The sequence below is a fragment of the Flavobacterium sp. FlaQc-49 genome, from assembly GCF_044005985.1.
GTDB lineage: Bacteria > Bacteroidota > Bacteroidia > Flavobacteriales > Flavobacteriaceae > Flavobacterium > Flavobacterium cupriresistens.
The window spans coordinates 75,623-102,470 of the sequence record NZ_JBIPCS010000001.1; the positions used below are offsets into that span (position 1 = coordinate 75,623).

The 26,848-nt window shown below is 34.2% G+C and carries 29 protein-coding genes; 7 read left to right on the top strand and 22 right to left on the bottom strand.

Annotated elements, in window-relative coordinates:
• Positions 1-9 precede the first annotated feature (9 nt).
• The 3 genes from ACHRV3_RS00320 (at position 10) to ACHRV3_RS00330 (ending at position 1,208) form a co-directional block, all read left to right on the top strand.
• Positions 10-423 (top strand): hypothetical protein, encoded by a 414-nt coding sequence (locus ACHRV3_RS00320; protein WP_047775013.1) that lies wholly within the window; start codon positions 10-12, stop codon positions 421-423.
• 99 nt (positions 424-522) lie between these two features.
• Positions 523-906: a hypothetical protein gene (locus tag ACHRV3_RS00325; RefSeq protein WP_395425324.1), complete on the top strand. Its 384-nt coding sequence runs from the start codon at positions 523-525 to the stop codon at positions 904-906.
• Positions 907-1,031: 125 nt separating this feature from the next.
• Positions 1,032-1,208: a hypothetical protein gene (locus tag ACHRV3_RS00330; protein ID WP_395434096.1), complete on the top strand. Its 177-nt coding sequence runs from the start codon at positions 1,032-1,034 to the stop codon at positions 1,206-1,208.
• Positions 1,209-1,440: 232 nt separating this feature from the next.
• On the opposite strand, the gene ACHRV3_RS00335 is transcribed toward ACHRV3_RS00330, so the two are convergent.
• The 13 genes from ACHRV3_RS00335 to ACHRV3_RS00395 form a co-directional block, all read right to left on the bottom strand.
• On the bottom strand, positions 1,441-1,674 hold the full coding sequence (locus ACHRV3_RS00335; protein ID WP_047775020.1) for a hypothetical protein: 234 nt from the start codon (positions 1,672-1,674) through the stop codon (positions 1,441-1,443).
• Between the two features lie 149 nt (positions 1,675-1,823).
• On the bottom strand, positions 1,824-2,129 hold the full coding sequence (locus tag ACHRV3_RS00340; protein ID WP_047775021.1) for a hypothetical protein: 306 nt from the start codon (positions 2,127-2,129) through the stop codon (positions 1,824-1,826).
• 3 nt (positions 2,130-2,132) lie between these two features.
• The gene (locus tag ACHRV3_RS00345; RefSeq protein ID WP_395434097.1) at positions 2,133-2,678 is read right to left on the bottom strand and encodes a hypothetical protein; all 546 of its coding nucleotides are present in this window, start codon (positions 2,676-2,678) and stop codon (positions 2,133-2,135) included.
• 151 nt (positions 2,679-2,829) lie between these two features.
• Positions 2,830-3,354, bottom strand: a complete 525-nt coding sequence (locus tag ACHRV3_RS00350; protein WP_395434098.1) for a hypothetical protein — start codon at positions 3,352-3,354, stop codon at positions 2,830-2,832.
• Positions 3,332-3,499 carry a hypothetical protein gene (locus ACHRV3_RS00355; RefSeq protein WP_395434099.1) on the bottom strand — a complete coding sequence of 56 codons (168 nt, stop codon included), beginning with the start codon at positions 3,497-3,499 and terminating at the stop codon, positions 3,332-3,334. Before ACHRV3_RS00355 ends, ACHRV3_RS00350 begins: the two co-directional genes overlap by 23 nt.
• A gap of 2 nt (positions 3,500-3,501) precedes the next feature.
• Positions 3,502-4,020 carry a hypothetical protein gene (locus ACHRV3_RS00360; protein WP_047775024.1) on the bottom strand — a complete coding sequence of 173 codons (519 nt, stop codon included), beginning with the start codon at positions 4,018-4,020 and terminating at the stop codon, positions 3,502-3,504.
• Positions 4,020-4,202 carry a hypothetical protein gene (locus ACHRV3_RS00365; RefSeq protein WP_047775025.1) on the bottom strand — a complete coding sequence of 61 codons (183 nt, stop codon included), beginning with the start codon at positions 4,200-4,202 and terminating at the stop codon, positions 4,020-4,022. Before ACHRV3_RS00365 ends, ACHRV3_RS00360 begins: the two co-directional genes overlap by 1 nt.
• 1 nt (position 4,203) lies before the next feature.
• Positions 4,204-4,707 carry a hypothetical protein gene (locus ACHRV3_RS00370; protein WP_131701518.1) on the bottom strand — a complete coding sequence of 168 codons (504 nt, stop codon included), beginning with the start codon at positions 4,705-4,707 and terminating at the stop codon, positions 4,204-4,206.
• A 5-nt stretch (positions 4,708-4,712) separates the two neighbouring features.
• Positions 4,713-5,432: a hypothetical protein gene (locus ACHRV3_RS00375; RefSeq protein WP_395434100.1), complete on the bottom strand. Its 720-nt coding sequence runs from the start codon at positions 5,430-5,432 to the stop codon at positions 4,713-4,715.
• Between the two features lie 104 nt (positions 5,433-5,536).
• Positions 5,537-5,698 carry a hypothetical protein gene (locus tag ACHRV3_RS00380; RefSeq protein ID WP_395434102.1) on the bottom strand — a complete coding sequence of 54 codons (162 nt, stop codon included), beginning with the start codon at positions 5,696-5,698 and terminating at the stop codon, positions 5,537-5,539.
• Positions 5,699-6,403: 705 nt separating this feature from the next.
• Positions 6,404-6,646 (bottom strand): hypothetical protein, encoded by a 243-nt coding sequence (locus ACHRV3_RS00385; protein WP_047775032.1) that lies wholly within the window; start codon positions 6,644-6,646, stop codon positions 6,404-6,406.
• On the bottom strand, positions 6,643-6,849 hold the full coding sequence (locus ACHRV3_RS00390; RefSeq protein ID WP_047775033.1) for a hypothetical protein: 207 nt from the start codon (positions 6,847-6,849) through the stop codon (positions 6,643-6,645). The genes ACHRV3_RS00385 and ACHRV3_RS00390 overlap by 4 nt, the downstream gene beginning before the upstream one ends.
• Before the next feature lie 10 nt (positions 6,850-6,859).
• Positions 6,860-7,987 carry a hypothetical protein gene (locus ACHRV3_RS00395; RefSeq protein WP_395434103.1) on the bottom strand — a complete coding sequence of 376 codons (1,128 nt, stop codon included), beginning with the start codon at positions 7,985-7,987 and terminating at the stop codon, positions 6,860-6,862.
• Positions 7,988-8,308: 321 nt separating this feature from the next.
• On the opposite strand from ACHRV3_RS00395, the gene ACHRV3_RS00400 reads away from it, so the two are divergent.
• Positions 8,309-10,225, top strand: a complete 1,917-nt coding sequence (locus ACHRV3_RS00400; protein ID WP_230001889.1) for a DUF294 nucleotidyltransferase-like domain-containing protein — start codon at positions 8,309-8,311, stop codon at positions 10,223-10,225.
• Between the two features lie 3 nt (positions 10,226-10,228).
• Positions 10,229-10,825: a PolC-type DNA polymerase III gene (locus ACHRV3_RS00405; RefSeq protein WP_047775038.1), complete on the top strand. Its 597-nt coding sequence runs from the start codon at positions 10,229-10,231 to the stop codon at positions 10,823-10,825.
• A gap of 49 nt (positions 10,826-10,874) precedes the next feature.
• Here ACHRV3_RS00405 and acs read toward each other — a convergent pair whose 3' ends face one another.
• The 7 genes from acs to ACHRV3_RS00440 all read right to left on the bottom strand — a co-directional run bounded on the left by acs (position 10,875) and on the right by ACHRV3_RS00440 (position 21,461).
• Positions 10,875-12,782 (bottom strand): acetate--CoA ligase, encoded by a 1,908-nt coding sequence (acs, locus tag ACHRV3_RS00410; RefSeq protein WP_047775039.1) that lies wholly within the window; start codon positions 12,780-12,782, stop codon positions 10,875-10,877.
• Positions 12,783-13,253: 471 nt separating this feature from the next.
• Positions 13,254-14,723 carry a ketol-acid reductoisomerase gene (gene ilvC, locus ACHRV3_RS00415; protein ID WP_230001890.1) on the bottom strand — a complete coding sequence of 490 codons (1,470 nt, stop codon included), beginning with the start codon at positions 14,721-14,723 and terminating at the stop codon, positions 13,254-13,256.
• A 43-nt stretch (positions 14,724-14,766) separates the two neighbouring features.
• A complete protein-coding gene (gene ilvN, locus ACHRV3_RS00420) occupies positions 14,767-15,288 on the bottom strand; it encodes an acetolactate synthase small subunit (protein ID WP_047775043.1) in 522 nt (173 codons plus the stop codon).
• A 77-nt stretch (positions 15,289-15,365) separates the two neighbouring features.
• On the bottom strand, positions 15,366-17,054 hold the full coding sequence (ilvB, locus tag ACHRV3_RS00425) for a biosynthetic-type acetolactate synthase large subunit (RefSeq protein WP_047775044.1): 1,689 nt from the start codon (positions 17,052-17,054) through the stop codon (positions 15,366-15,368).
• A gap of 130 nt (positions 17,055-17,184) precedes the next feature.
• The gene (ilvD, locus tag ACHRV3_RS00430) at positions 17,185-18,858 is read right to left on the bottom strand and encodes a dihydroxy-acid dehydratase (protein WP_047775046.1); all 1,674 of its coding nucleotides are present in this window, start codon (positions 18,856-18,858) and stop codon (positions 17,185-17,187) included.
• A gap of 265 nt (positions 18,859-19,123) precedes the next feature.
• Complete coding sequence (gene leuB / locus ACHRV3_RS00435) at positions 19,124-20,242, bottom strand: 3-isopropylmalate dehydrogenase (RefSeq protein ID WP_395434105.1); 1,119 nt, start codon at positions 20,240-20,242, stop codon at positions 19,124-19,126.
• 43 nt (positions 20,243-20,285) lie between these two features.
• Positions 20,286-21,461 (bottom strand): 2-isopropylmalate synthase, encoded by a 1,176-nt coding sequence (locus tag ACHRV3_RS00440; RefSeq protein WP_082210609.1) that lies wholly within the window; start codon positions 21,459-21,461, stop codon positions 20,286-20,288.
• 155 nt (positions 21,462-21,616) lie between these two features.
• Between ACHRV3_RS00440 and ACHRV3_RS00445 the strand changes: the two genes are divergently transcribed.
• A complete protein-coding gene (locus tag ACHRV3_RS00445; protein ID WP_047775051.1) occupies positions 21,617-23,158 on the top strand; it encodes a hypothetical protein in 1,542 nt (513 codons plus the stop codon).
• Positions 23,159-23,348: 190 nt separating this feature from the next.
• Here ACHRV3_RS00445 and ACHRV3_RS00450 read toward each other — a convergent pair whose 3' ends face one another.
• Entirely contained in the window at positions 23,349-25,004 is a 1,656-nt protein-coding gene (locus ACHRV3_RS00450; protein WP_047775053.1) for a M1 family metallopeptidase, read from the bottom strand.
• A 169-nt stretch (positions 25,005-25,173) separates the two neighbouring features.
• On the opposite strand from ACHRV3_RS00450, the gene ACHRV3_RS00455 reads away from it, so the two are divergent.
• Positions 25,174-25,872 carry a carbohydrate-binding family 9-like protein gene (locus ACHRV3_RS00455; RefSeq protein ID WP_395434106.1) on the top strand — a complete coding sequence of 233 codons (699 nt, stop codon included), beginning with the start codon at positions 25,174-25,176 and terminating at the stop codon, positions 25,870-25,872.
• Positions 25,873-26,225: 353 nt separating this feature from the next.
• On the opposite strand, the gene ACHRV3_RS00460 is transcribed toward ACHRV3_RS00455, so the two are convergent.
• On the bottom strand, positions 26,226-26,786 hold the full coding sequence (locus ACHRV3_RS00460; RefSeq protein ID WP_395434108.1) for a hypothetical protein: 561 nt from the start codon (positions 26,784-26,786) through the stop codon (positions 26,226-26,228).
• Between the last annotated feature and the right edge of the window lie 62 nt (positions 26,787-26,848).

Below are 26,848 nucleotides of genomic sequence, written 5' to 3' on the forward strand. Positions count from 1 at the left end.
TTAAAAATTATGAAAAAGTACGTTTTATTATTATCGCTTGTATTTACATCAATTTCATTTGCTCAGACCATTAGCTCAAAAATTGAGACGACAAGCCCCGAGCAGTATGAATTTCTTAAAAAAGTCAGTGAATATTATTCGGATATTCCACTTACAAAACAAATCACCAATTTTTATGCAGACGGCAAGATTATCGATTCTAAGCAAGAATTTGATCTTAGGGGCACACCATTTAGCGCATATAGCTTAGGACTTGGACCTTATAATCAAAAAGTCACGTTTAATTACACCACAAAAGCCGATGGAAAATCTCATGGTGATGTAACTCTTTTTGACGGAGATTATTATAAAACAATCTACTATGACGACAAAAAAGAGTTTGAATTGTTTGTCAACGGAAAATCAGTTTACGTTAAAAAATAAAACAATAGAAATTGCTTTTCAAAAACCTCTGTAATTAGTTTACAGAGGTTTTTTTTGCAGTATATTTGAAAAGTAATTTACAAAAAAAACTCTTTTTATATGAAGAAAATCAGCTTACTTTTTCTATTTTTTTCTTTGGCAGGATATTCCCAAACCAATTTGTTTACCGGAACCTGGAGCAACGAAAATTGCAAAGATTGCAGTAAAAAATACATTTTGAATCTCATCTTGGCTCAATCAAATTCAAACATTTTTGGAACAGCTGAAATAATCCACAACGACGAAAAACGGAACACTGGTATCATGGAGGTCACCGGATTTGTTTATCCTCTTGGCGAAAAAGCTATTGTAAAACTTAAAGGTAAAAATGGCATTGGTGCAAGTATTATTCTTGATGTAAGTGATAAAAATATTCAGTTTACCAAAAGAGCCGGTTCAGACTTGATTCCGCAAGAAACGATTTTGACTAAGTTGTATGATTAAAAAAATAAGCACGCAGATTTAGCGGATTTTAGCGGAAGATCATAGAAAAAATCTGCTAAATCTGCGTGAAAATATAAAAGAATAAATAATTATACCTTAATAAAAAAGCTTGTAATGATAAAATTATGGGAGAAGCAATTACTATAACAGATTGGATTACAAAAGTTGATTACAGAGTTCAAAAATCTCAAGTTACTTGTCAATTTATTAAAAAAGTTTCAGTAGACGGGAAATTTTATGACACTAATGTCGTAAGACTAAGTTGTGGATTAGAAATTCACATGGCTGGTTTTCTGAGTTAATTACCATATATTACTTATATTAGTGGATAATTAGTTATGTTATAAATGAATCATAATTTATAGTATGGAAAACTGTTTTTTTCGGAAGTAATTTGTATCTTTGTCATTGTATTTTATCAATAAGAGCCAAGATGTTAGCGCATCGTTTGAGGCTCTTTTTTTTTGGGTTGAACTTAAGTATTTGATATTGTAGCGCTTATGGCTACGCCAGTGAACGAATTAATAATATAACCTAAAAATTTAGCTCTGCTTTATCTCTGGTAATAAATCCGATTTTTGGACCACATTGGCCATTTTCTAACTTTTGGTATATTTTTAAATAGCGAAAATCCTCTTTGCTTCTCCAGTAGTAACTGAGATATTGCAAAGAGGCTTCTTTAAACTTAAACCAACAGGAATTAGTTCCATTCGCTAGTATATGCGAAAAAGTGACTTTTAATAAGCCGTTTTTTAGTTTTGTAGACATGATATGTATTTTATCAACGAGAGACTGTTAGCGCAGTCATTTTAAATCTCGTAGAAGTTTCCCCAAATATACATACTATTTTCAATTTAAATGTTAAAATGTAAGAGTTTTTACCTCCCCTACTCGATAGGGCATATTTAAAAAAAATCTTACATAGGGATGAAGTCAATATTGCAAAGTGGTGATAAATAAGTATTTGCTTTTCTAAAGTCACCATCTTTGATTATTTGCATGTCAAAAAATTCGGTTGACATTATCAATCTTTCCAAATCCGTTAAATCAATACATGGGTGCGGTTCTCTCTTAAAAAAAACGCCTTGTCGTATGTTTATGAAGATTAAATCTTCTGGAATAAGAATTGATGTATCTAATGTATCGCACTTAATAGTGTTTATGGTATAATTCCTGTTTAGGTAATACAGGGTATATCCTTCGTCTGCTGATGGTAAAGCCATAAATTAAATTTTTAAATATCGTCTGAGATAGGTTAATTCGTCTTTGTCCAAGAATTTTAAAATGTCACTTCTTAAATTTCTAGAGTTAGTATCTACTTCGTAGTATAATTTTTCAAGAATCGCAAAATTATTCCTTTGGTATACTAAGGTTTTTCGTGCCGACTTGTCATTTTCTGTCCAACCTCGAGGGTCTAAGAAATTCCACCAATTACCCGCATCTTTGTATTTAACCCCTAAATCATGTGATAATGACGCACTAGCAGCCCAAAGAGCATTACTAGAGGTTATCGCTTTTCTTTTTTGATTCTGCGATAATGGATTGCCATTTTCAACAAGTTTTATGTCTTTTAAAATTTCGGCTTTCGCTTCCGCTTCTTTTACAAAGTTATCGCCTTGATTGATAATGTTTTTGGTGTTTTGGTCTTCTAAATAGCGCTTAAGATATGGAATGACTAGGAGCATTCCCGCTATGATTAACCAATTGCGTTTAATGAAGTCAAAGGCATCATTAAACGCATGGTTTTGATTGTTTTTACTATTTTTTATCATGAATAAAAACTTTGTATCCTAAAGCAATTACGCCTATCATTAAGCCTGCGATAATCACGACTTGGTTTGCAAATATGAATGATTTAAATTTTTCCATTTTAATAATTTTTATAAGTTTTTAAATTTGTTTTTTTGGTGCGCTGCTGATTAATCAAAAAAAAAGCACTAAAAATGTTAAGACTGGTAATAGTGGTCTGAAATTCTTTTTAATAGTCACCGTTAGCGATTTTGTGGAGACCTCTCCGAGTAATTCTAAAGCTTGTTGGATATCAGAATCTTTAACCTCTGTATGTGCTCCCCCTAATTCTACTTTTAAAATTGCACGAACCAATAAGGTCAAGAACTCGTTATTAATGGCTGTTATTTTATCATCAGGTTTGACACCTATAGACTTACAAACCCTCAAGATGTAAGCTGCGGTATTGTTTTCTGATTTCGGCGCATATTCGTTTATTAATTTAGTAACGGTGTTCTTGCCTTTATTGATATCGTGTATTAAGTCTTTTAACATGGCTCTAAGCCCCCATTTTAAAGAGGTAAATTGCTCGAATCTTGCATCTTTACTCTGCGGGAAAGGTATTTTTCCTTGCCATGCATCGGGGGTTCTTACTAAATTGCCCGGATTGTTGTTTCGTAAGCCTCTTACAGCGTGGTTATTCAGAAAGGATTTGCTCATTTGCTTCTAAATTTTGTGGTTCTTTTGGTTGTAAATCTTCTATTGTATCGATAGCATATTGAATAATTTTCAAGAATGCCACAGCGTAAATGCTGAATTTAGCGACGGTTTTTAAGCCGTTTAAAATGCCTCCTAATTTTTTCATATTTATCTCGATTTAAAGTTTTTACCAAAATAGCCCGTTACACGTTTACCGCTTCTCGTTACACCGCTACCGTTAGGGGTGATGCACAAACCTAAATCCTGAATTACAATGACCTGTGTTTTCACATTCATTAAAACATGATAGGTTTGATTAGTACCTATGGAAGTGTTTTTAATGGTACAAATCATTTTTTGGTATTCTTTGTCTTGATTGCCCGATTTTCCCTGAGAATTGACGATTTCTAAACCTTTACCATTTCCACCGCTATAAGGGGTTACAGTTGCTTGCATGAGCCCCATTTTAGTCTTTCTCCAAGCGTTTACAATTGTATTGCCTTCAAAATTTCCGTTTCTGATTTTAGAGTAAACCGCTCCGCTACGCTTGAATATTTGCCCCTGTTGTGGAGTCTGATTTGGCGCAGCAACAAAAGAGTTATTTCTTTGGAAATTATTTGCTGTATTTCTTTGATTGCCTACGGGATAAAAATTGCCGTCTGAGCCTTTATAAAAAGTTTGTGACATTAGATTTCTGTGTTTTGATTACTGATTACTTCTTTAGGTTTTTTAAGCATTTTCCATGCTGTAATTACTCCGATTATCAATTGAATAGCAATTTTAATAATCTCACTCGTTGGAGTGGGAGAGGGCATGGCTTCAACTCCTTGAATTGCGCCAATACCCATTGTTCCAGTTAATAAAGTCATATTAAAACCTCCTTTTTTGCGTTGTCTTTTTTGAGGTCTGTTTGTACAAGAAGATTGCACCGACTAAGACACCTAAACCGATTAATAATTTATTTAAGTGTTTGGTAAACCAAGCCTTAATGGATTGGTCTGCGATTTCTGCCCCAATACTACCCGCAGCTTCTTTTGTTCCCGCAGAGGTTTGCGCAATGAGTTCATTTGTTGCCCCTTTTGCAAAATTTTTAAAGACACCACCCGCCTGTTGTCCTACTAAAGCACCTGAGGTAGCCGCTTTTTCCTGAGCCACTTGCGCCCAGTATTCTGCTTGCTGTTGATTTCCCGCTTCAATTGCTGCTTTTTCTTGTTTTCTCGCCTCATGCGCTTCTGAGATACCTCCCACAACGTTTTGAGCTAAACCGCCAACAACTGGTATCATTGATAAGAGTGGAGTTCCTATCTTTACCACGTTTTTTAAAGAGACTTGTTTAAGTCCTTTTTTGACAGCCTTTCCGATTTTTTTAAACAAACCCATTACGATTCAATTCGGCATAAAAGGTTAACAATAGCGCCCTGTGCTTTTCTAACGTTAATCGATTTAACTCCAAATAATGGAAGTTGCAATTTTGAAGCAAAAGCACTCTTTGTTGTTCCATCTTGGCGCACATATGCTACGGGGTCAACCTGACGGCTAAGACATCTTAACTCATGAAGTGTGTATTTTACTACTACATCATTGAAAAATGTATAAGCAATTTCCGTGATAGTATCAGAGTTGTCGATTAAAGCAAGATCGCAGTGTTCAATTTCGAAATTTTTGTCTTTATCGTCCGATGCCATTGATTTATTCTCAAAGGACAATACTTTCTCTGACATTTGAGGTTCTTCGATGCCATTTAAAACATACGTTTCAGCAGCTTTTAAACCAATTAATTCGATTTTGATAACGTCTTTTTCTTCCAAGAAGACAAAACCATCCTCAGCGATTTCACATACTGCGGTTGTTTTAAAAGCAGTATCAGCCGTTACAGCGTCATCGTTAAAAGTAGTTAAAGCAATAAAATCAAAAAGCGACATAAACCCTTTGGTAATCTCCAAGTTACCCGTTTTACGCTCGACCTCAATTTTAATTTGCTCCGTTGTTAAAGCTTCCAAATCTAAAGACGTAGAAACAATTAAAGAACCAACTGATTTGGTTAAAAGCAAAACACCTGATTTAGTCAAGTTTTTGCCTTGTGAAGTAAATAATTCCATTTTTATAAATGTTTTTTGATTGATGATTGGGTCAAAATTGAGCATAAAAAAACCCCGTAATTCGGGGCTTGTGCTAATTTGTGCGCTAATGTGTCTTTTTGTACTTATTTGGCATTAACTTTGAAATACGAATTAACATGACATAATAAAACGGTTGTAATAGCGTATTCCTGTTTTATATCTTTTATAAAACTTTTTGCGGTATTCACATGAACACCCATTGAATTGGCTAATTCTTTAGCTGTAATGACTTTTAACTGTTCCATAGGTTATTGATTTTTTTGGGTTTGGATAGGAGAGGGGTGCAACCCTCTCTTTTTTATTTTAATAGATTTTTTAATATTTTTTTTTCAAATTTTAGCATTTCTAAATCTTTACTCATTCCAAAGAGTGAGAACGGCCTATATATAATTAGCGCAGAATGATTTTGTATTTGAATATCAATCATTTTAATTCTAGTTTTTACTTTTTTCTTAATCATGGGAATAAATTTAATTGGTTTACTGGTGGTAATTTTGATAAGTCGACGAGGGGCTCGAAGATTTCCTTTTCAGACAAATTTTGTTTCTCGAGAAACCATTTACAGGAATTTCTTTTAAAAGTTACCTCCGTGAATTTTCCGCACATTCCAGCGTCTCGAGTGGCGTGATGATGTAGGAATTTGGTTCGGTCGAATGAGGCACAATTTTCACATGTTTTTTTCATATTTTAGATTTTAGCAGATTAACAAATTTGTTAAATGAATCCCGACTATCATTAGTCGGGATTTTGGGAAATTTTAAGACCGAGAATTAAGCCGATTAAAAGGCAAATTATATATATAAAAATGTCATTCATTTTTGTAAGAATTTAGACAGTTATTTTACTTGTCAATAGTTTCACGTTATTTAATCTTATTATTCCTGGACAAATGGGTGCTTTTTAACGTTGTTTTAGTCAGCTGCAGAAAAGATCCGGAAACAACTTTCACGTTATTTTTCCATAATCCAACCAAATAAATCTTTCAAATTATCTAATCTTCTTTCATAATGTGACAAGCTTTGTTTTGTTTTAAATAATTCTTCTTTTAGCGTTTTAATTTCTTCTAGCTTCTTGAAATAATTTATTACAGAATGTTCAACCGCTTTAGAATTTGTACTAATGTCAAATTCTTTCTTTATCCTGTTAACTTCGGTTTCAAACTCTAAAGAGATGTTTCTTAAATCTATATTCATATCATTTGTTTTTGGTGGATATTAAGTTCGCTTTTAATCCATTTTAAAAGCGCAATTTCTTTTTGAACTGCTTTGTATTCGCCTGTATACTCTTTTCTTAAAATGAAAGAATACTCTCCGCGATCTAATTCTCTTTGCAAGTTATCTGAGTACTCATTTAGGGCTTGCAGCCTTTTTTCGTAAAAGTCATTAAATATCTCCATGTGTCTTGTTTTAAAGGTCTACACCTAAGTTTTGTAAAAATTGGTTACTACGTTCGTTGCTTTGAATTTTAATATTTAGATTCTTATCACGGTTTTTTAAATCATCAATCAATTTTTTTGCTTTTGATTTTGTACGTGATTTTGATACAGGGCAGTTAATTAAGTAGGTGAAGCCTAAAAGTTTTTCTTCATCAAAACCCAATTTTATGAGATTTTCAATATAAAATTGAACCATAACATCACTTGGATTTAACTCAGAATCGACTTTAGATTTGGTTTTAGGCTCTATGTAGTGTTTAATGCCGCTTTTAGCTATTAAATGCAACTCTTTAGGATTTGCCTTTAATAAATCAAAAAGTGTTTTAAAATCAGCTTTAAAACCTTGTTTACATAGATATTCTTTATGCTTATGTGCTTTAATTGTAAACTCATAGCGTACAAGATTATCAATTACGCTTGTTCTCATAGGTTCAAGAAAAGCCTTATAAAAGGTGATTGACTTTGATAAAAGTTCAAAGCCTTTATGATAAATTTTACAGTAAGGTGTTGTATTTGTTGCTTTTTCACGTTTATTAAAATCTAGTCCTAAATTATTTGTGTTTTTTAAAGTGTTTGATTGGGAAATATGATGTAATAGTGGTTTTTTTCCTGAATTTGGATTTTGCAGAATTAAACTAAATGCAGTTTTTAAGCTTTTTAAGTCAATTAGCTGATTAATACAAATGTCAATATCAGAAACAAGACCTTCCAAAAAGTCTTTATTAGAAATACGCAGGACACCGAAAGAATTAATATCAGTAACAATACTTGCATAATTATCTGACGTAATTCCTTCAAAATAACGTTCTTTAAGCATCTTAGCTGAGATTTGAAATACAACATATTCATGAGCGAGTTTTTTTGAATCAATAAAGGCTTTGATGTAAAACCTATAAGTAATTCCATTAATAATTTTTGTGAATGGTTCAGCTTTGCGAAAATTATCGCCAAGCTTTTGATTTTCATTTCCATCATTATCCAATGCTTCAATATCTGGGTAATATGCAATGAAGTCAGTTATCAGACGTTTATCGAGAATTTTAACTTTTTCAAGCTTTACTCGAATCTTTAACGAATCTATTAATCCAGTATTAAACATAACAACAGAATTAAGGTTAATAAATTGACTGCTAAATAGATAGCGACACTTTTGAACCATAATTTATATTATGTAAAATAGACTTTTTCAGAACCCCACTGAGCTAACTTATCACAGATTTGTAATAGAAACAATATAACGATCAAGAAAGTCTTGATTAACATATACTTCACTATCATAGGTTTAGAATAATAAATAAGAAAAATAATGACTATTAAATCAGATATTCTGAGATTTATTTAAAATCATGAAGATGCTTTCATTGTAAGAGTTTATTTTATTATTTTTACATTCGATACTTTAAAAAAAATTATCAAATCTATGAATACAATTGCTGAGCATATCGCGGATTTTTTAAAAGAATACCAGCCGTTTAAAAATCTGACTTTTCAAGAACTATCAGATATTGCAACCAATATTCGTGTTATTAATTTAGAAAAACACGCCGTATTGTTTCAAAATAATGATGTGCTGCATGATAGTTTTTATGTAGTCGCTTCGGGTGTTATAAATTTAACAACGATTGCCGATGCTGAGGAAACGATTATAAACAAATGTAATGAAGGCGATATTTTTGGCTTGCGTCCGTTTTTTGCCAAAAATAACTATATGATGTCGGCCAAAGCACGTGAAGAAAGTATCGTTTATGCGATACCTATTGCTGTTTTTAGACCTTTTGTGGCTAATAATTCGGATGTTTTAAACTTCTTATTGGAAAGTTTTGCAACAAATTCAAGACATACCAAGGACAATGTAAGTTCAAACGGAAAAGCAATTTCTGATACTTCTTTTTATGTAGATCAGCAGTCAGAAATGCAATATATTCAATCCCTTACCTATAATGTTGCTCCATTAAAAACAGAAGCGCATCATATTGTAAAAGATGTGGCGATTTTAATGACGGAATCAATGGTGGATAATATTGTCGTTTGCGAAAAAAACCATCCAATTGGAATTGTTACAGACGCCGATTTATCTTCTAAAATTGCGACAGGCCGCTTTCCTATTACGGAAACGATTGACAAAATCATGTCGTCGCCGGTTGTTACGGTATTAGAAAATGTTTCTTTGGCGGAAGCACAATTATTGATGTTGAAACACAATGTGACGCATTTATGTGTAACAAAAGACGGTACAAGTAAATCTGCCGTGCGAGGAATTATCTCTGAACACGATTTGATTGTGGCTCAGGCCAGTAATCCGGGAGTGTTAATCAAGGAAATTAAGCGTTCACAGCTTCCGAAAGATTTAAAACAAATACGTGATCGTTTGTCTGATCTTATTCAGAATTCGATTCAAAAGAATATTCCGATTTCACATGTTAGTAATATTGCCAGTGAAATTAATTTAGCTATAATCAAACGATCTGTTGAATTGTCAATTTTAGATTTAGGCTCACCTCCTGCTCGTTTTGCATGGTTAAGTATTGGTAGTCAAGGGCGTAAGGAGCAATTGTTGCTTACGGATCAGGATAGTATTTTAATCTTTGAAGATGTAACTGCTGATAAATACAGAGACGTTAAGGATTATTTTTTAAGATTAGCAAAAAGAACTACTGCTATCTTAGAAAAAGTGGGTTACGAACTTTGTCCAAATGGGCATATGGGAAGTAATATGTTGTGGTGTAAGTCATTGACAGACTGGACAAAACAATACAACAGTTGGATGAATACTCCAGGTGAAAACAGTAACGATTTGAGCAGTATTTTCTTTGATTATGAAATTGTTTTTGGGGAACCAAAAATTGAAGAAGCTATAGAAAATGTTATTTTCAAAAATGCTGTCAACAATACCTTGTTTTTTGACTTTTTAGGAAATGATGCTTTGAAGAGGAACTCCCCTTTGAGTTTTTTCAAAAAATTTCTTATTGAAGAAGAAGGTCCGCATAAAGGAGCATTCGATATTAAAACCCGTGCTTTAATGCCTTTGATTGATGGAGCGCGTTTGTTAATTTTGAATTCAAATATAAAAGGAATACAAAACACTTATTTAAGATTTAAGCAATTAGCGATAACAGATTCTAAAAATGCGGAGATTTATTTAAGTTGTGCTGAGGCTTTCTTGACATTGTCAAAATTTAGAACGGTTGAAGGACTGCGAAATGATGATTCGGGACAATATATCAATTTAAAAGAAATGTCTAAAAATGATAAAGAGAAATTAAAAAATGCTTTGTCGCCAATGAAAGATCTGGAAGAATTAATTAAAAGTAAATTTCAACTTACACAATTCTCTTAATATATGCTAGACTGGCTTAAAAATATTAACAAAGAACATCCTGAATTCTGGAAAGATTATCTGGCTAAATTCGAAACAAAACCAAATCGGTTTGTCGTTTTGTCTACAGAAACGTCTGGCTTGAATCCAAATAAGGATGTGATTTTGTCTTTAGGAGCATTTTCTGTAGTGGATGACAGTATCCATATTAAGGATAGTTTTGAATCTGTTTTATTGCAGTATAAGTTTTTACAGGATAATGGGCTTTCTAATGAATTTATTATTGAAACTAAAATGATAAAAATGCCCGAACCTGAAGCAATTGAAGCTTTTATTAGTTTTTTGGGTAATGCTGTTTTGGTCGGACATCACATTAATTTTGATCTCGAAATGCTAAACAGTGCCCTGGAACGTTTGGACTGCGGAAGGCTTAAAAATGAAGCACTTGACGTTGATATGATGTACAGAAAGTTAATGGATATCAATGACAAACAGTTTTCACTAGATGATTTATGTGATATCTATAAAATCCCAAAAAGTGACCGAAATTCCTCTACCGAAGACGCGTACAGAATTTCGTTATTGTTCTTAAAATTAAAATCCCGATTGGGAATAAAATAAAAAAAGCCTCTAATTTAAGAGGCTTTTTGTATCTGTTAGTTTGAGAATATTAGATTTTCTCTTTTGTAATTTCATCTACAATTTCAGGGTTTAATAGTGTTGAAGTATCTCCAAAACTAGAGAAGTCTCCTTCAGCAATTTTACGTAAAATTCTACGCATAATTTTTCCTGAACGTGTTTTTGGTAAACCGGACACGAATTGAATTTTGTCTAATTTAGCAATTGGCCCAATGTGGTCTGAAATATACTGATTGATTTCTTTACTTAAATTGGCTCTGTCTCTGTATTCACCTGTTTCTTTTAAGATAACAAAACCATACAAAGCATTTCCTTTAATATCATGCGGGAATCCAACAATAGCAGATTCTGCAACTGCCGGGTGCTCGTTGATTGCATCTTCAATTGGAGCTGTACCTAAATTATGACCCGAAACAATGACAACATCATCTACTCTACCGGTGATTCTGTAGTACCCTACTTCGTCTCTTAAAGCACCGTCTCCTGTGAAATATTTACCAGGGAAAGCGGAAAAATAAGTGTCTTTGTAACGTTGGTGATCTCCCCAGATTGTTCTGGCGATTCCCGGCCAAGGGAATTTAATGCACAAACTACCCACTACCTGATTACCTTCAATTTCGTTGCGTTTTTCATCCATCAAAACAGGTTGAATTCCTGGTAATGGCAAAGTAGCATAAGTTGGTTTTGTAGGTGTTACAAAAGCGATTGGCGAAATCATGATTCCACCAGTCTCAGTTTGCCACCAAGTATCAACAACCGGACATCTTTTGTCTCCAACGTGGTCATTAAACCAGTGCCAAGCTTCTTCGTTTATAGGCTCCCCTACTGATCCGATTACTTTAAGTGATTTTAAAGGATATTTTTGAACATAATCCAAGCTTTCTTTTGCCAGAGAACGAATTGCTGTTGGCGCTGTGTAAAACTGAGTTACTTTATGTTTTTCGATAATTTCCCAAAAACGACTGAAATCAGGATAAGAAGGTACTCCTTCAAAAATTACGGTTGTTCCTCCATTCAATAATGGTCCGTATAATATATAAGAGTGACCTGTAATCCAACCGATATCTGCGGTACACCAGAAAATATCATTTTCTTCGTGATTGAAAACATTCTTAAAAGTATAGGCGGTATAAACCATGTAACCAGCTGTGGTATGCACCATTCCTTTTGGTTTTCCGGTTGATCCGGAAGTGTATAGAATAAACAAAGGATCTTCTGCGTCCATGATTTCTGCAACACTATTGTCCAGAGCAGCATCTAATAAAGGTTGTAACCAAATGTCACGGCCTTCTTTCATTTTAATTGCAGTTTGTGTTCTTTTAGCAACCAAAACTTTTTCAACAGATGGGCAGGTTTCTAATGCTTCATCTACAATCCCTTTAAGGTCAATTGTTTTGTTTCCTCTGTAACCACCATCAGAAGTGATGACCATTTTACATTCGCAATCGTTAATTCTTGCAGATACTGCTGATGCTGAAAATCCTGCAAAAATTACTGAATGTATTGCCCCTATTCTGGCACAAGCCAAAACAGCTACGGCCAATTCCGGGATCATTGGTAGATAAATACAAACACGGTCTCCTTTACGAACGCCTTGCTCACGCAACACGTTGGTCATTTTAGATACACGTTCGTATAATTCGTTATAAGTTATATGTAAAGCGCTTTCTGAAGGATCGTTTGGTTCAAAAATAATCGCTGTTTTTTCTCCTCTTTTGCTTAAATGTCTGTCGATACAGTTTTTTGTAATATTCACTTTAGCTTCAGTAAACCATTTTACTTCAGCATCGCCCATATTAAAATCAACTACTTTTTCCCATTGTTGGTACCAAGTGAAATTTTCTTCAGCTATTTTTCCCCAAAATTTTCTTGGTTCTCTTATTGACTTATTGTAATGCTTAAAATATTGTTCTAAATTTTCAATTTTATAATAACTCATTTTGGATGGATTTTTTTTTTATAAATGTATTAAATCTGTATGTATTCTTAAAATTATTTAATTTATAAATTTTAGCATAAAAAAACACATAGTAAAAAAAATGTTACTTTTTTATGGGTATTTCATAAAAATAAGGGTTTTATGGCAAAACAACACCATAAAAAAGGCATAATAAATTAATATCATGCCTTTTCGTTTTAACAATTTCAATAACAATTAATTTTTTTTTGTAATGCTGCATTACAATGCTCTTTTCTATTTTGAAAATAGCAACATTTTGATTAATCAATATAGAAATCGATACAAGTATGTTTATTGCTAAACATACCCCATTAATTGGGACTACCTTCACCTAACTCAGAAACTTAAAAGTTAAGTGATTACAATATGCATCTATATCTATATTATCTTAATAAATGCTTACTAATTCAAAATATTACGTAAAAGAGATACAGTGCAAACCCCAATTTATTATCCAATTTTTTTCATTGCAGTCATCGATTCTCTCAACCATGCTCCTACTTCTTCGATAGGATGTTGACGAATTTCTTTATTAACTGCTATTAGAACCGCATTGTCTACTCCGTTTGAAGTTGAGAATGGTTTTCCAATTATGTTTGTTTCTACTTTTTTCATGAACTCAGTCAACAACGGTTTACAAGCGTGGTCGAATAAATAACAACCGTATTCTGCTGTGTCTGAAATAACACGGTTCATTTCGAATAATTTTTTTCTTGCAATCGTATTCGCAATCAAAGGCAATTCGTGTAAGGATTCATAGTAAGCTGATTCTTCGATGATACCTGCTTCCGTCATGGTCTCAAAAGCCAATTCAACTCCCGCTTTTACCATTGCAATCATTAATACGCCATTGTCAAAATATTCTTGTTCTGCTATTGGAGCTTCTTGTGGAGCTGTTTTCTCGAAATTAGTTTCTCCGGTTGCTGCTCTCCATTTTAATAAGTTAACATCGTCATTCGCCCAGTCGGTCATCATTGTTCTTGAGAATTCTCCTGAAATAATATCATCCTGATGCTTTTGAAACAAGGGACGCATAATGTCTTTTAATTCATCTGCAAGTTCGTAAGCTTCAATTTTTGCAGGGTTAGAAAGACGGTCCATCATATTAGTGATTCCTCCATGTTTCAAAGCTTCTGTGATGGTTTCCCATCCGTATTGGATCAGTTTTGAGGCATATGCTGCGTCAATTCCTTTTTCAATCATTTTATCAAAACATAAAATAGAACCTGTCTGCAACAAACCACAAAGAATAGTTTGTTCTCCCATTAAGTCTGATTTTACTTCTGCAACGAAAGATGATTTTAAAACTCCTGCTTTATGACCACCTGTACCTACTGCATATGCTTTTGCCTGATCTAAACCAGTACCATTTGGGTCATTTTCAGGGTGAACCGCAATAAGGGTTGGTACACCAAAACCTCTCTTGTATTCTTCACGAACCTCAGATCCAGGGCATTTAGGGGCACACATAATTACAGTAATGTCTTTACGGATTTGCATTCCTTCTTCTACGATATTAAAACCGTGAGAATACGATAAAGTAGAACCGTTTTTCATTAATGGCATAATCGCAGTAACAACAGCAGTGTGTTGTTTGTCCGGAGTAAGATTACAAACTAAATCGGCACTTGGAATTAATTCTTCGTAAGTTCCCACTTTAAAACCATTTTCTGTAGCGTTTTTAAAAGAAGCTCTTTTCTCAGCGATTGCATCGGCACGTAGCGCGTATGAAATGTCTAATCCGGAATCTCTCATGTTTAAACCTTGATTTAAACCTTGTGCACCACAACCTACAATAACAACTTTTTTTCCGGCCAATGCTGCAATTCCGTCAGCAAATTCTGATTGCTCCATAAATTCGCAAACGCCTAATTGTTCTAATTGTAATCTAAGTGGTAGTGTGTTGAAATAATTTGCCATTTTTTTAATACTATTTAATGAATGTGTAATTTAATAATTGATACTATTTAAGTGTCTCTAACATTGTTGATATTTCCATTTTCTCTTTAGAAACGGATATTCTTCCCGAACGTACAAACTGCATGATACCGTAAGGCTTAATTTTTGTGTATAATTCTTCGATTTCAGAACGTCTTCCTGATTTTGAAATCACAAAAAAGTCACGTGATACGGTCACAATGGTAGATTGACTTTCTTTGATGATGTTCTGAATTTGTTTTTCATCAAAAAGCAGATTCGAAGCGATTTTGAACAAAGCATTTTCTAAATAAATAGTCTCTTCATCTGTGTGATAGAATGCTTTAATAACCTCAATTTGTTTTTCGATTTGTCCGACAATATTCTTAACCCATTTTTCAGTAGTGTCTACTACAATTATGAATCGTGAAACATTCTCAATTTCTGATTCTGAAACATTTAAGCTTAATATGTTAATGTGACGCTTTAAGAATATTCCTGATATTCTATTCAACAAGCCCACGTTATTTTCCGAGTATACCGATATGGTAAATGTTTTATCTTCCATGTTATTTTGTTTAAAGTTTTTCTTTGTTTCAAGTTTCACGTTATTAAACTTGAAACTTGAAACCTGAAACTTTTTCTTTAGCTTAATCTAATTTGAGAAACACATGCTCCCGTTGGAATCATTGGGAATACGTTGTTTTCTTTTTCTACCATAACTTCTAAAAAATAAGAATCTTTTGAAGCCATCATTTCGGCTACAGCAGCATCCAAATCTTCACGTTCGGTGACTTTTTTAGATTTAATATGATATCCTTCGGCAATTGCAACAAAATTGGGGTTGATCATTTTTGTTGAAGCATATCTGTTATCAAAAAACAATTCCTGCCATTGGCGCACCATTCCGAGGAATTCGTTATTTAAAACAACAATTTTTACAGGCACCTTCGTCTGAAAAATGGTTCCCAATTCCTGAATCGTCATCTGGAAACCACCGTCACCAATAACAGCGACAACTTCACGATCCGGTCTTCCCATTTTAGCTCCAATTGCAGCCGGTAAAGCAAATCCCATAGTTCCTAAACCTCCCGAAGTAATGTTACTCTTGGTTGAATTAAACTTCGCATAACGACAGGCAAACATTTGATGTTGACCAACATCTGAAACGATAATCGCATCCCCTTTGGAGTGTTTGTTGATCATTTCGATGGTTTCACCCATCGAGATTCCTTTGTTGTTTGTTGGTTTTAACTCCTCATCGATAACCGAATCAAATTCGATTTTATATTTTTCTTTGAATTCGTTGTGCCAAGCGTCATGTGCTCTGTCATCAATTAGAGGCAATAAAGCATTTAGTGCTTCTTTTACATCGCCTAAAACGGCCACTTCTGTTTTTACATTTTTATCTACTTCTGCCGGATCAATTTCAAAATGAATCACTTTTGCCTGTTTGGCATAGGTTTTTAAATCTCCGGTAACACGATCGTCAAAACGCATTCCAAGTGCAATTAAAACATCGCATTGGTTAGTCAGTAAATTAGGGCCGTAATTTCCGTGCATGCCTAACATTCCTACATTCAAAGGATGAGCTGTAGGTAATGCAGAAAGTCCAAGAATCGTCCAACCTGCCGGAATTCCTGACTTTTCGATGAATGCTTTTAATTGTGCTTCGGCTTCCCCTAAAATAATCCCTTGGCCAAAAACAATAAAAGGTTTTTTGGCGCTATTGATTAAAGCTGCTGCTTCGGCAACTTTATCTAATTTTAATTTTGGAACCGGAGTATAACTTCTGATAGCTGTGCATTTTTCATAACTAAATTCAAATTCATCAAACTGTGCATTTTTAGTTATGTCAATCAAAACAGGCCCTGGACGACCAGAACGTGCTATGAAAAAGGCTTTTGCCATAATCTCAGGAATTTCGGAAGCTTCCGTAATCTGATAATTCCATTTGGTTACCGGAGTTGAAATTCCGATAATGTCTGTTTCCTGAAAAGCATCAGAACCTAGTAAATGTTTTCCAACCTGGCCTGTGATACAAACCATTGGTGTTGAATCGATTTGTGCATCGGCGATTCCGGTCACTAAGTTGGTTGCTCCGGGTCCTGAAGTAGCAATTGCGACTCCGACTTTTCCTGTAGCTCTCGCATATCCCTGAGCGGCATGTGTTGCGCCTTGTTCGTGACGTACTAAGACATGGTGTAATTGCTCCTGGAATTTATATAATTCGTCGTAAACCGGCATTATGGCTCCTCCCGGATATCCATATATTAAGTCTACTCCTTCTTCTAATAAACATCTTATAACGGCTTCTGCCCCTGATATTTTCATTGTATCTGTTTTTTTCAAAAATCTCGTCTAATGTTAAAATCAAAATCAATTTCTAGTTTTCTGTTTGAAATTTACTTTTGCTTTTATTATTGTTTATATACAATTGATTTTTGATGTTGTTATTGAATCATTATTTATCGGTAACGCAACCTGTTGAGGCGCTGGAGACCGATCTCGCGTATTTCAGTAATACTCCTTTTGAAGCTTTTAGAGGCGGTTGAATCCAACTTGCCTTTCTGGCTGCAAATTCAGCATCAGATATTTTAAGATCAATGGTGTTTTTTACTGCGTCAATGGCGATTAAATCCCCATCATTAACCAGTGCAATACCACCACCATCATATGCCTCGGGTGTGATGTGTCCTACCACAAAGCCATGTGAACCTCCGGAAAATCTACCGTCTGTAATCAGAGCAACGCTGTTTCCTAAGCCGGCTCCAATAATAGCTGATGTAGGTTTTAGCATTTCGGGCATTCCCGGACCACCTTTTGGTCCACAATACCTAATGACGACTACATCTCCCGGTTTTACTTTACCGGCCTGAATACCCGGAATTACATCAAATTCGCTTTCAAAAACAACTGCTGTTCCTTGAAAATATTCTCCTTCTTTTCCGCTTATTTTAGCAACACAACCTTCAGCAGCAAGATTTCCGTACAAAATCTGAATATTTCCGGTTGGTTTTAGTGCTTTTTGAATCTCATGAATAACCTCTTGTCCGTCTTGTAAGTCCGGAATATTGGCTAAATTTTCGGCTACTGTTTTTCCGGTTACGGTTAAACAATCTCCATGAATTAATCCTTCTTTTAGTAAGTATTTCAAAACAGCCGGAACTCCTCCAACTGCATGTAAATCTTCCATCATATATTTACCACTTGGCTTTAAGTCGGCCAGTACGGGTGTTTTGTCGCTAATTTTTTGGAAATCTGTTAAAGTAATTTCAACATCAACCGCATGAGCCATCGCAATTAAGTGCATTACCGCATTGGTAGAACCTCCTAAAACAGCTACCAGCGTAATTGCATTTTCGAAAGCCTTGCGGGTCATAATGTCTTTGGGCTTAATGTCTTTTTCTAATAAAACTCTGATGGCTTTTCCGGCATCAAGACATTCTTGTTTTTTCTCTTCGCTTAAAGCTGGATTTGACGAACTGTATGGCAAACTCATTCCTAAAGCTTCAATTGCAGATGACATGGTGTTTGCCGTATACATTCCGCCGCAAGCACCAGCTCCCGGACATGCATTTTGAATAACGCCTTTGTAATCTTCAGGAGAAATGGTATTGTTGAATTTTTTTCCTAAAGCTTCAAATGCAGAAACGATATTCAAAGATTCCCCTTTCCATTTTCCGGAGTGAATTGTTCCGCCGTAGACCATAATTGCCGGACGATTTACTCGACCCATTGCCATTAAAGCACCGGGCATATTTTTATCACAACCCGGAATCGCAATTAAACTGTCGTACCATTGCGCTCCCATAACGGTTTCGATAGAATCTGCAATTACATCGCGGGACACTAAAGAAAAACGCATTCCGTCTGTACCATTAGAAATTCCGTCACTTACACCAATGGTATTAAAAATAAGTCCGACCAGATTTGCATCCCAAACACCTTTTTTAACATCTTTTGCTAAATCATTCAGGTGCATGTTGCAGGTATTACCATCGTAACCCATGCTAACAATCCCTACTTGTGCTTTTTTTAAATCTTCTTCAGTTAAACCAATACCGTACAACATGGCTTGCGCTGCAGGTTGTGTTTGATCTTGAGTGATGGTTTTGCTGTACTTATTTAATTCCATTATGTATTTTTTATTTAAATTTTATCCAAAAAAAAACCTTCCAATATTTGGAAGGTTTCTAATATATTTTTTCAATTATATTTATACCATTCCTGATGCAGATGTGTTAATCACATTGACAACAATAACAGAAATAATAATAATTGAGATTTGCATCTTTTCTTTTTTAGTTTCACAAAAGTATAAAAACTTAAAGGACTAAAAAAATAAAATCTCAACATTTATGATACTTATTGTTGTTTTTTGTATTATTTTAATAAAAACACTAAACAATTGTTGATTGTCCAATGTGAACATTATCATTATTGAAATAAAGTAAGTCGTCTTTGCTGAAAATGAAATTGGAAACGAACTCCCCTACTTCATTTGTGCCAAATTTTGAATCTGCTTTCAAATCTGTTGTGACTACTTTAAATTCAATTGCTTTTTCAACCGCCTGATACACCACATTTGCTTCTTTAAACAGCCCGAAATGTTCTAATAACATTGCAGCAGATAAGATGGAAGCAATTGGATTTGCGATATTTTTTCCTTTTGCTTGTGGGTAAGAACCGTGAATGGGTTCAAACAACGCATTTTTTTCTCCTAAAGAAGCCGAAGCTAATAAACCGATAGAACCTGTAATAACACTGGCTTCATCAGACAAAATATCACCGAACAAATTTTCTGTCAAAATCACATCAAATTGTTTTGGATTTAAAATGATCTGCATGGCGGCATTATCAACAAATAAGAAGTCTAGAGCAACATCGGGATAACTCTCCCCTATTTTCTGAACTACTTTTCTCCACAATCTTGAGGTTTCCAAAACATTGGCTTTGTCTACCATGGTTAGTTTTTTACGACGATTTTGTGCCGCTTTAAACGCTAAATGTGCAATTCGGGTAATTTCTTCCTCTGAATATTCGCATAGATCAGAAGCATGCGTTCCTTCTTCGTTTAGGGTTTTGGTCCCGAAATAAGCTCCGCCTGTTAATTCTCTGAAAATAGTAAAATCAGCACCATCGATAATTTCTCTTTTTAAAGGAGAAGCATCAATCAATGATTTATAAGGTTTAATTGGACGGATATTGGCAAACAAACCCAGTTCTTTACGCAGTTTTAATAATCCTTGCTCCGGACGCACCTTTGCATTTGGATTGTTATCATATTTAGGATCTCCAATCGCCCCAAACAAAACAGCATCTGTATTCAGACACAGGTTTAGAGTTTGCTCTGGTAAAGGATTTCCTGTTTTGTCGATAGCGATCGCTCCCATAAGCGCTTCTTCAAAAACAAATTCATGATTGTATACCTCGCCTATGGCGTGTAAAGCTTTTTTGGCTTGTAAAATTACTTCCGGTCCAATACCATCTCCTGGTAAAACTGCTATTTTCAAATTCATAACGTCTCGTTCTTTATGTATTTAAATCTTTTTTTTTCTCTAATTAATTTCTGATCAAGTCACCCTCAATCTTAGAAGCTTCAATGATTTGATGAATATCTACATCTAATACTTCTTTTTTGATATCTGCGAATTTTAAAAACTCGATGTATACAATATCCAATTGTGTTTTGGTAAGTTCATAACCTACCTTTTTAGCACGGTAAGCCAATGCAGCTCTACCACTTCTTGCTGTTAATATTATAGATGATTCATTAACTCCCACATCAAGCGGATCCATGATTTCATAAGTTGCTCTGTTTTTGATTACTCCGTCCTGGTGAATACCGGAACTGTGAGCAAAAGCATTCGCACCAACAATAGCTTTATTGGGTTGAACGATCATTCCCATACTTTCAGAAACTAAACGGCTCATTTCGTTTAATTCTCGGGTATTGATATTGGTATCTAAATTCAGATATGGGTGTTGTTTGAAAATCATTACAATTTCTTCCAACGCTGTATTACCGGCTCTTTCGCCAATACCATTTATAGTACATTCTATTTGTCTTGCTCCATTTATAGCCCCTGCAATTGAGTTTGCAGTCGCCATTCCTAAATCATTATGACAGTGGCAGGAAAGGATTACGTTTTCGATTCCTTTTACGTTTTCTTTTAAATATTTAATTTTTGCACCGTATTCTTCAGGTAAACAATAGCCTGTAGTGTCGGGGATATTTAATACTGTTGCTCCCGATTTTATTACTTCTTCGCAAACTTTTGCAAGGAAAGCGTTGTCTGTTCTACCGGCATCTTCGGCATAAAACTCCACATCTTCAACATAAGATTTTGCATGTGATACGGCATATTTTGCTCTGGCGATAATATCTTCTTTTGTCGTATTTAGTTTATGGAGTATGTGAGATTCTGATGTTCCGATTCCGGTGTGGATTCTTGGTTTTTTAGCATGTTTTAAGGCAGCTGCAGCAACATCGATGTCGTTTTTTACGGCTCTTGTTAGTCCGCAGACGGTTGCGTTTTCTACAATTTTACAAATCTCAGAGACCGATAAAAAATCGCCCGGACTTGACACAGGGAAACCTGCTTCAATGATGTCAACTCCCATCTTATCAAGTCGTTCTGCGATAACTAATTTTTGTTTCGTATCTAACTTGCATCCCGGGACCTGTTCACCATCACGCAAAGTGGTGTCAAAAATTTGAACTTTCTCTCTATTCATATTCATTTATTTAATGTAATTTCACATCTTGATAACAAATATATGTTGTACTACTTCTGTATGAAATTCATTTTAATGAGATTATACTGTTTATAAAACAATTTATACGCTATTAAATAACTAAAAATCAATAAGTTACATTATTATATTTTACAATGGCTAACCATCAAAAAGATTTCTTATTTGTTCTGATAAAATCACTTTCAAAATCTGAAAAAAGGCAGTTTAAAATTTTTGCAAGTCGTTTGGAAACGAGTTCAAATACAAAATTTATTGAATTGTTTAATATTTTAGATAAGTCTGAAACTTATGATGAAAAACTCATTCTTAAGAGCGGAATCATAAAAAAAGTACAGCTATCTAACTTAAAATCATATCTGTACAAGCAGATATTGGTGAGTATTCGATTGAATATTCCAAGTCAGAACATTCGTTATCAGTTGCGGGAACAGATTGATTTTGCTGTTATTCTTTATAATAAAGGACTTTATAGACAGAGTTTAAAGATCCTTGACAAGACAAAAATTCTGGCGCTGGAGAATGATGAAAAATATATGGCATATGAGATTGTCGAATTCGAAAAATTAATCGAATCACAGTATATTACCAGAAGTATTCAGGGTCGCGCAGATGAATTAGTCGTGCAGGCCAAAGAATTGAACTATCGCAATACAATTTCAAGTAAATTATCGAATTTATCACTGCAATTGTACGGAATCATGTTAAAAACGGGTTACGTAAAAAGTGATGAGGAATATAAGTATATAGACGATTACTTTAATAAACACATCGCCAAACTGGACGAGTCTAAGTTTGGTTTCCGTGAGAAGTATTGGTTTTATAATGCCAATCTGTGGCGTAGTTTCCTTGTTCAGGATTTTGTAGCAAGTTATAAATATGCTTATAAATGGGTGACTTTGTTTTACGATAACCCTAATATGATTTATTTAAATCCTGTATTTTTCTTAAAAGGGAATCATTATTTTCTGGAATCGCTTTATATGTTGAAATATAAAACGAATTTCAAGAAGTATTTGACACTTTTGGAAGAAACCATTCAGGATCCTAAATTTCCTGTGAACGATAATATTGCGTCGCTATCCTTTTTATACGTTTATAACAACAAACTAAATCTGCATATATTAGAAGGTACTTTTGCCGAAAGCGAATACCTGATCCCGGAGATTCTGGAGAAAATAAAACTGCACAACGAACATCTTGATGAACATCACGAAATGGTGTTCTATTATAAAATTGCGTGTATTTATTTTGGGAATGAGAAGTACAATGAGTCTATTCACTATTTGGATAAAATCATCAACAACAAAAATTTATCGATGCGCGAGGATTTAATGTGCTTTGCGCGTATCTTGTCTTTGATTGTACATTATGAGTTAGGGAAAGATTATTACTTGGAAAATCACCTTAAAAACACATATAAGTTCTTACTGAAAATGAACGATCTGCATGAGGTTCAAAAGGAGATTATCAAATTCTTAAAGAACCTGAATAATTTTTATCCTGCCGATATTAAAAAGGAGTTTATTAAAATGAGGACTCGTTTTATAGAACTGGAGAAAATTACCTATGAAAAAAGAGCCTTTCTGTATTTAGACATTATTTCATGGTTGGAGAGCAAAATAGAAAACAGGAAAATTGCCGATATTATGAGGGAAAAGGCAAAACTTAATAGGTAAAGGAAGGGAAATTCCAATATTTTGAAATTCCAAATTCCAAAAATTAAAAACAAACCCGACAGGTTTTTAAAACCTGTCGGGTTTAAATTTGCAAACGAAATTCTATTTAAGGTAATAAAAACCATAAAAAAAATCCCAACCTCCAACAATTGGAATTTGGGATTTTAAAATATTGGAATTTACTACAGTGTTATTCTATAATATTAGAAGTCGTAACATAGAAGTTTTTGTCTACTTCCAGTTTAGGTTCTTTACCTTCAATTTTTTCTGATTTCCATTCCTGAGTTGGTTTCAACCAGATTTCTTTTCCGTCTACCGTTACTTTTACCGGCATGTCGAATTTATTTACACAGTTTGTCCAGTGGTATCCCAGTTGTCCGTCTTTAAACATATATTCAAAAACCGGAATTTTGGTACTTCTCAAATACTGATTGAAAATTTTACTCAAATCAATTCCGGTTTGTGTACTCATATAATCTTCAATCTGTTTAGTTGTAACGGTTTGATGATAAAAAGTACTGTTTAAACCTCTTAAAATTGATTTCCATTTGGCATCATCATTTACAATCTGACGAATCGTATGAAGCATATTGGCTCCTTTTGGATACATATCGCCGGAACCTTCATTATTTACTTCATAATTACCTATAATCGGTTTGTCGTTTTGAATGTTTCTTCTGCATCCGATAACATATTCAGCTCCTGCTTCTTTGCCATAGTAATATTCTACAAAAAGACTCTCCGAGTAATTGGTGAAACTTTCGTGAATCCACATGTCTGCAATGTCTTTGTAGGTGATATTGTTTGCAAACCATTCGTGACCAGATTCATGAATGATGATAAAGTCAAATTTCATTCCCCATCCGGTACCGCTTAGATCATGACCTAAATAACCGTTTTTGTATTCATTACCATAGGTTACAGAGCTTTGGTGCTCCATACCTAAATAAGGCGCTTCAACCAATTTATAGCTGTCTTCGTAGAAAGGATAAGGTCCAAACCAGTTTTCAAATGCTTTTAGCATTCTTGGTGCATCTTTAAAGTGCTCTTTGGCTTTGTCTAAGTTGTCTTTTAAAACATAATAACTGCAGTCCAGATCTCCTTTTTCGCCTTTATACTTCTCAGAAAAATGAGCATAATCTCCAATATTAATGTTTACACCGTAATTATTAATCGGATTGGCCACGTACCAATTAAAGGTTCTCGTGCCATCTTTTTCTTTTTTAACGCTTTGTAATCTTCCATTAGAAACATCGGTCAAATCTCCCGGAACATTCACGCTGATCAACATGTTCTCCACTTCGTCATACATATGATCTTTGTTAGGCCACCAAACACTGGCGCCCAGACCCTGACAAGAGGAAGCAATGAAGTCTTTCCCGTTTTTGTCTTTTTTCCACGTAATTCCTCCGTCCCAAGGTGGTTTTATTGCTTCTTTAGGTTTTCCACCAAATGAAACTACAATTTCCTTTTTGTCTCCCACTTTTTGAGCAGCGGTTAATTCAATGAAAAAAGCATTGCCATCTCTCACAAACTTTAGCTCTTTCCCATCCTGAGTGACTTTATAAATCTGCATGGGCTGCTGTAAGTCTATTTGCATTTTCGTCCCTGTTGACAAAACCGTATATCGAATCGTATTAGATCCGGTTATCGTTTTCTCAGAAGGGTTTACTTTAATATCCAGATGGTAATATTTCAAGTCCCACCAAGCTCTTTCTTTTGTGATGCTTCCGCGTAAGGTGTCCTGATGTGTAAAAGTAGTTTCAGACTTATTAAGAAGTCCTTGAGCATTGGTTCCGAAACTAACCAGAAAGGCTATAACAAAGCCTCCAAAGTAATTTTTCATAAATTTAGAAATTTGTAATAAATAAGGTATTTAAGCCAACTTAATCTGTAACAAATGTAAACATTCAGATTAAGTTATCTGAAATTTTATGATTTCTCTTCGAAATATTTAATGTTAAAATTCATTATTCTTCAGTATTTTAGCTTTTCTAAAAAACACCGCTTACTTTATGAAATCCAATTTAATACTATTTGTTTTATGTTTAGTTTTTTCTGTAACAGCTGGTGCCCAAACAATTCCAATTCATAAAACAAAAGGGAAAATAAGTATCGATGGTGATTTAGCTGATTGGAAGACACCATTTAAAGGCCCGTTTGTTATACATAACTCAGGTGGAAAGGCTACCCAACAAACTACTGTTTCTTTTGCTTGGGATGATGAAAATCTTTATGTGGCGTATCGTTCTCAAGATGCTAAAATTGTCGGATCAAAGAAGCAAAACGACTCGCAAATATTTAATAGTGATGATTTAGTTGAAATTTTTATAGATCCTGATGGAGATAGGCAAAATTATCTGGAAATAGGAGTTAATGCTTTCTCAACGCATTACGATATGCTCATCAAATGTATTTCACCTGGTTGTGGAGGTTGGAATACTTCTATATCGTTTAATCTTTCCGGCATGCAAGCAGTTAGTAAAATAACTCCAAAAGGTTTTACTACCGAAATAAAAATTCCATTTTCGGGTTTGAAAAACATTCCGAATGGCAATTTTAACAAACCGAAAATCGGCACCAAATGGAGAGGAAATGCTTTTAGAATCGATTACGGTAATACGAGTGAATATCTTGCATTAGAGCCTTATAAGAATCCTGTATTTGGTTTCCATAAACCGGAGGAGTTTGCAGTTTTGGAGTTTGTGGAGTGAAAGGGGTGTTAATGGTTTGTTTCAGGTTTTAAGTTTCAGGTTTCAGGTTTGAAGTTTCAGGTTTCAGGTTACTGTTTACTAGTTTTAGGGTTGTTGCAATTCTGTCATTTCGAGCGAAGTCGAGAAATCACACAAGCTGCTCCATTTCTATCTTCCGCAATTTTGTCATATTGAGGAACGAAATATCTTCGCAAGTAATTCCGTAAAGTGAAATTCAGCGGTATTAATTCAGTAAACTTATGTTCTTCAGGACGACAAACTGTACGGAGTTTCTGGTGTGATTTCTCGACTTCGCTTGAAATGACAAAAAAAAGTATATTATAGTGCTGTAAGTATATTAATTTTGCTTTATGCTATTGAATACCCCCTTCTACTAAATACTTAAAAAACTCATTTTCTTTTTTCATTTTATCAATTTCAGTAGAGGTCTTCTTTTTTTGAAAATGGATATTTTGCAAAAAACGATCATTTAAATTTCCTTGACACGTATAAGTCTCTAAAAACATTGTTATCCCTTTTTTTAAGACTGTTGATTTTGGAAATTTATCCATCATAAAGGTACGAACAGAGTTGTCCTTTGCAACAAATAATTCTCCGGTGCTTTGGTTGATTATACTGTAATACGAATTCTCTTTTTCTAAAAAAAGAATCAATTTTTGTCCTGTTTTTGGTTTTTCAATTCGGCGATCACACATCCAATCCTCAAAAATTTCGACTTTGATTTTTTGGGTTGATTTGCCTTTAATAAACTGATTTATTAAAAGTTCGTATTTGCCTTTCGAGACACTTGTGATAGATCCTTCGACAATTAAATCAGCCTTTGAAATAACTATGGAATAGGGTAAAATTCTCTTCTTGTAATCGAAATTAACTGAAGGATTCAAAAATAATAAGAAGCATATAAAAAGTTTCATGATCTGATTTTTTTAAACTAAAATACTACTTAATTCTGCTTTTAAGTTTATTAAACTAAAAA

What these genes read in the sequence shown, in the direction of transcription:
- ACHRV3_RS00320 (WP_047775013.1), top strand. Translation starts at nt 10, where the DNA reads ATGAAAAAGTACGTTTTATTATTATCGCTTGTATTTACATCAATTTCA.
- ACHRV3_RS00325 (WP_395425324.1), top strand. Translation starts at nt 523, where the DNA reads ATGAAGAAAATCAGCTTACTTTTTCTATTTTTTTCTTTGGCAGGATAT.
- ACHRV3_RS00330 (WP_395434096.1), top strand. Translation starts at nt 1,032, where the DNA reads ATGGGAGAAGCAATTACTATAACAGATTGGATTACAAAAGTTGATTAC.
- ACHRV3_RS00335 (WP_047775020.1), bottom strand. Translation starts at nt 1,674, where the DNA reads ATGTCTACAAAACTAAAAAACGGCTTATTAAAAGTCACTTTTTCGCAT.
- ACHRV3_RS00340 (WP_047775021.1), bottom strand. Translation starts at nt 2,129, where the DNA reads ATGGCTTTACCATCAGCAGACGAAGGATATACCCTGTATTACCTAAAC.
- ACHRV3_RS00345 (WP_395434097.1), bottom strand. Translation starts at nt 2,678, where the DNA reads ATGATAAAAAATAGTAAAAACAATCAAAACCATGCGTTTAATGATGCC.
- ACHRV3_RS00350 (WP_395434098.1), bottom strand. Translation starts at nt 3,354, where the DNA reads ATGAGCAAATCCTTTCTGAATAACCACGCTGTAAGAGGCTTACGAAAC.
- ACHRV3_RS00355 (WP_395434099.1), bottom strand. Translation starts at nt 3,499, where the DNA reads ATGAAAAAATTAGGAGGCATTTTAAACGGCTTAAAAACCGTCGCTAAA.
- ACHRV3_RS00360 (WP_047775024.1), bottom strand. Translation starts at nt 4,020, where the DNA reads ATGTCACAAACTTTTTATAAAGGCTCAGACGGCAATTTTTATCCCGTA.
- ACHRV3_RS00365 (WP_047775025.1), bottom strand. Translation starts at nt 4,202, where the DNA reads ATGACTTTATTAACTGGAACAATGGGTATTGGCGCAATTCAAGGAGTT.
- ACHRV3_RS00375 (WP_395434100.1), bottom strand. Translation starts at nt 5,432, where the DNA reads ATGGAATTATTTACTTCACAAGGCAAAAACTTGACTAAATCAGGTGTT.
- ACHRV3_RS00380 (WP_395434102.1), bottom strand. Translation starts at nt 5,698, where the DNA reads ATGGAACAGTTAAAAGTCATTACAGCTAAAGAATTAGCCAATTCAATG.
- ACHRV3_RS00385 (WP_047775032.1), bottom strand. Translation starts at nt 6,646, where the DNA reads ATGAATATAGATTTAAGAAACATCTCTTTAGAGTTTGAAACCGAAGTT.
- ACHRV3_RS00390 (WP_047775033.1), bottom strand. Translation starts at nt 6,849, where the DNA reads ATGGAGATATTTAATGACTTTTACGAAAAAAGGCTGCAAGCCCTAAAT.
- ACHRV3_RS00395 (WP_395434103.1), bottom strand. Translation starts at nt 7,987, where the DNA reads ATGTTTAATACTGGATTAATAGATTCGTTAAAGATTCGAGTAAAGCTT.
- ACHRV3_RS00400 (WP_230001889.1), top strand. Translation starts at nt 8,309, where the DNA reads ATGAATACAATTGCTGAGCATATCGCGGATTTTTTAAAAGAATACCAG.
- ACHRV3_RS00405 (WP_047775038.1), top strand. Translation starts at nt 10,229, where the DNA reads ATGCTAGACTGGCTTAAAAATATTAACAAAGAACATCCTGAATTCTGG.
- acs (WP_047775039.1), bottom strand. Translation starts at nt 12,782, where the DNA reads ATGAGTTATTATAAAATTGAAAATTTAGAACAATATTTTAAGCATTAC.
- ilvC (WP_230001890.1), bottom strand. Translation starts at nt 14,723, where the DNA reads ATGGCAAATTATTTCAACACACTACCACTTAGATTACAATTAGAACAA.
- ilvN (WP_047775043.1), bottom strand. Translation starts at nt 15,288, where the DNA reads ATGGAAGATAAAACATTTACCATATCGGTATACTCGGAAAATAACGTG.
- ilvB (WP_047775044.1), bottom strand. Translation starts at nt 17,054, where the DNA reads ATGAAAATATCAGGGGCAGAAGCCGTTATAAGATGTTTATTAGAAGAA.
- ilvD (WP_047775046.1), bottom strand. Translation starts at nt 18,858, where the DNA reads ATGGAATTAAATAAGTACAGCAAAACCATCACTCAAGATCAAACACAA.
- leuB (WP_395434105.1), bottom strand. Translation starts at nt 20,242, where the DNA reads ATGAATTTGAAAATAGCAGTTTTACCAGGAGATGGTATTGGACCGGAA.
- ACHRV3_RS00440 (WP_082210609.1), bottom strand. Translation starts at nt 21,461, where the DNA reads ATGAATAGAGAGAAAGTTCAAATTTTTGACACCACTTTGCGTGATGGT.
- ACHRV3_RS00445 (WP_047775051.1), top strand. Translation starts at nt 21,617, where the DNA reads ATGGCTAACCATCAAAAAGATTTCTTATTTGTTCTGATAAAATCACTT.
- ACHRV3_RS00450 (WP_047775053.1), bottom strand. Translation starts at nt 25,004, where the DNA reads ATGAAAAATTACTTTGGAGGCTTTGTTATAGCCTTTCTGGTTAGTTTC.
- ACHRV3_RS00455 (WP_395434106.1), top strand. Translation starts at nt 25,174, where the DNA reads ATGAAATCCAATTTAATACTATTTGTTTTATGTTTAGTTTTTTCTGTA.
- ACHRV3_RS00460 (WP_395434108.1), bottom strand. Translation starts at nt 26,786, where the DNA reads ATGAAACTTTTTATATGCTTCTTATTATTTTTGAATCCTTCAGTTAAT.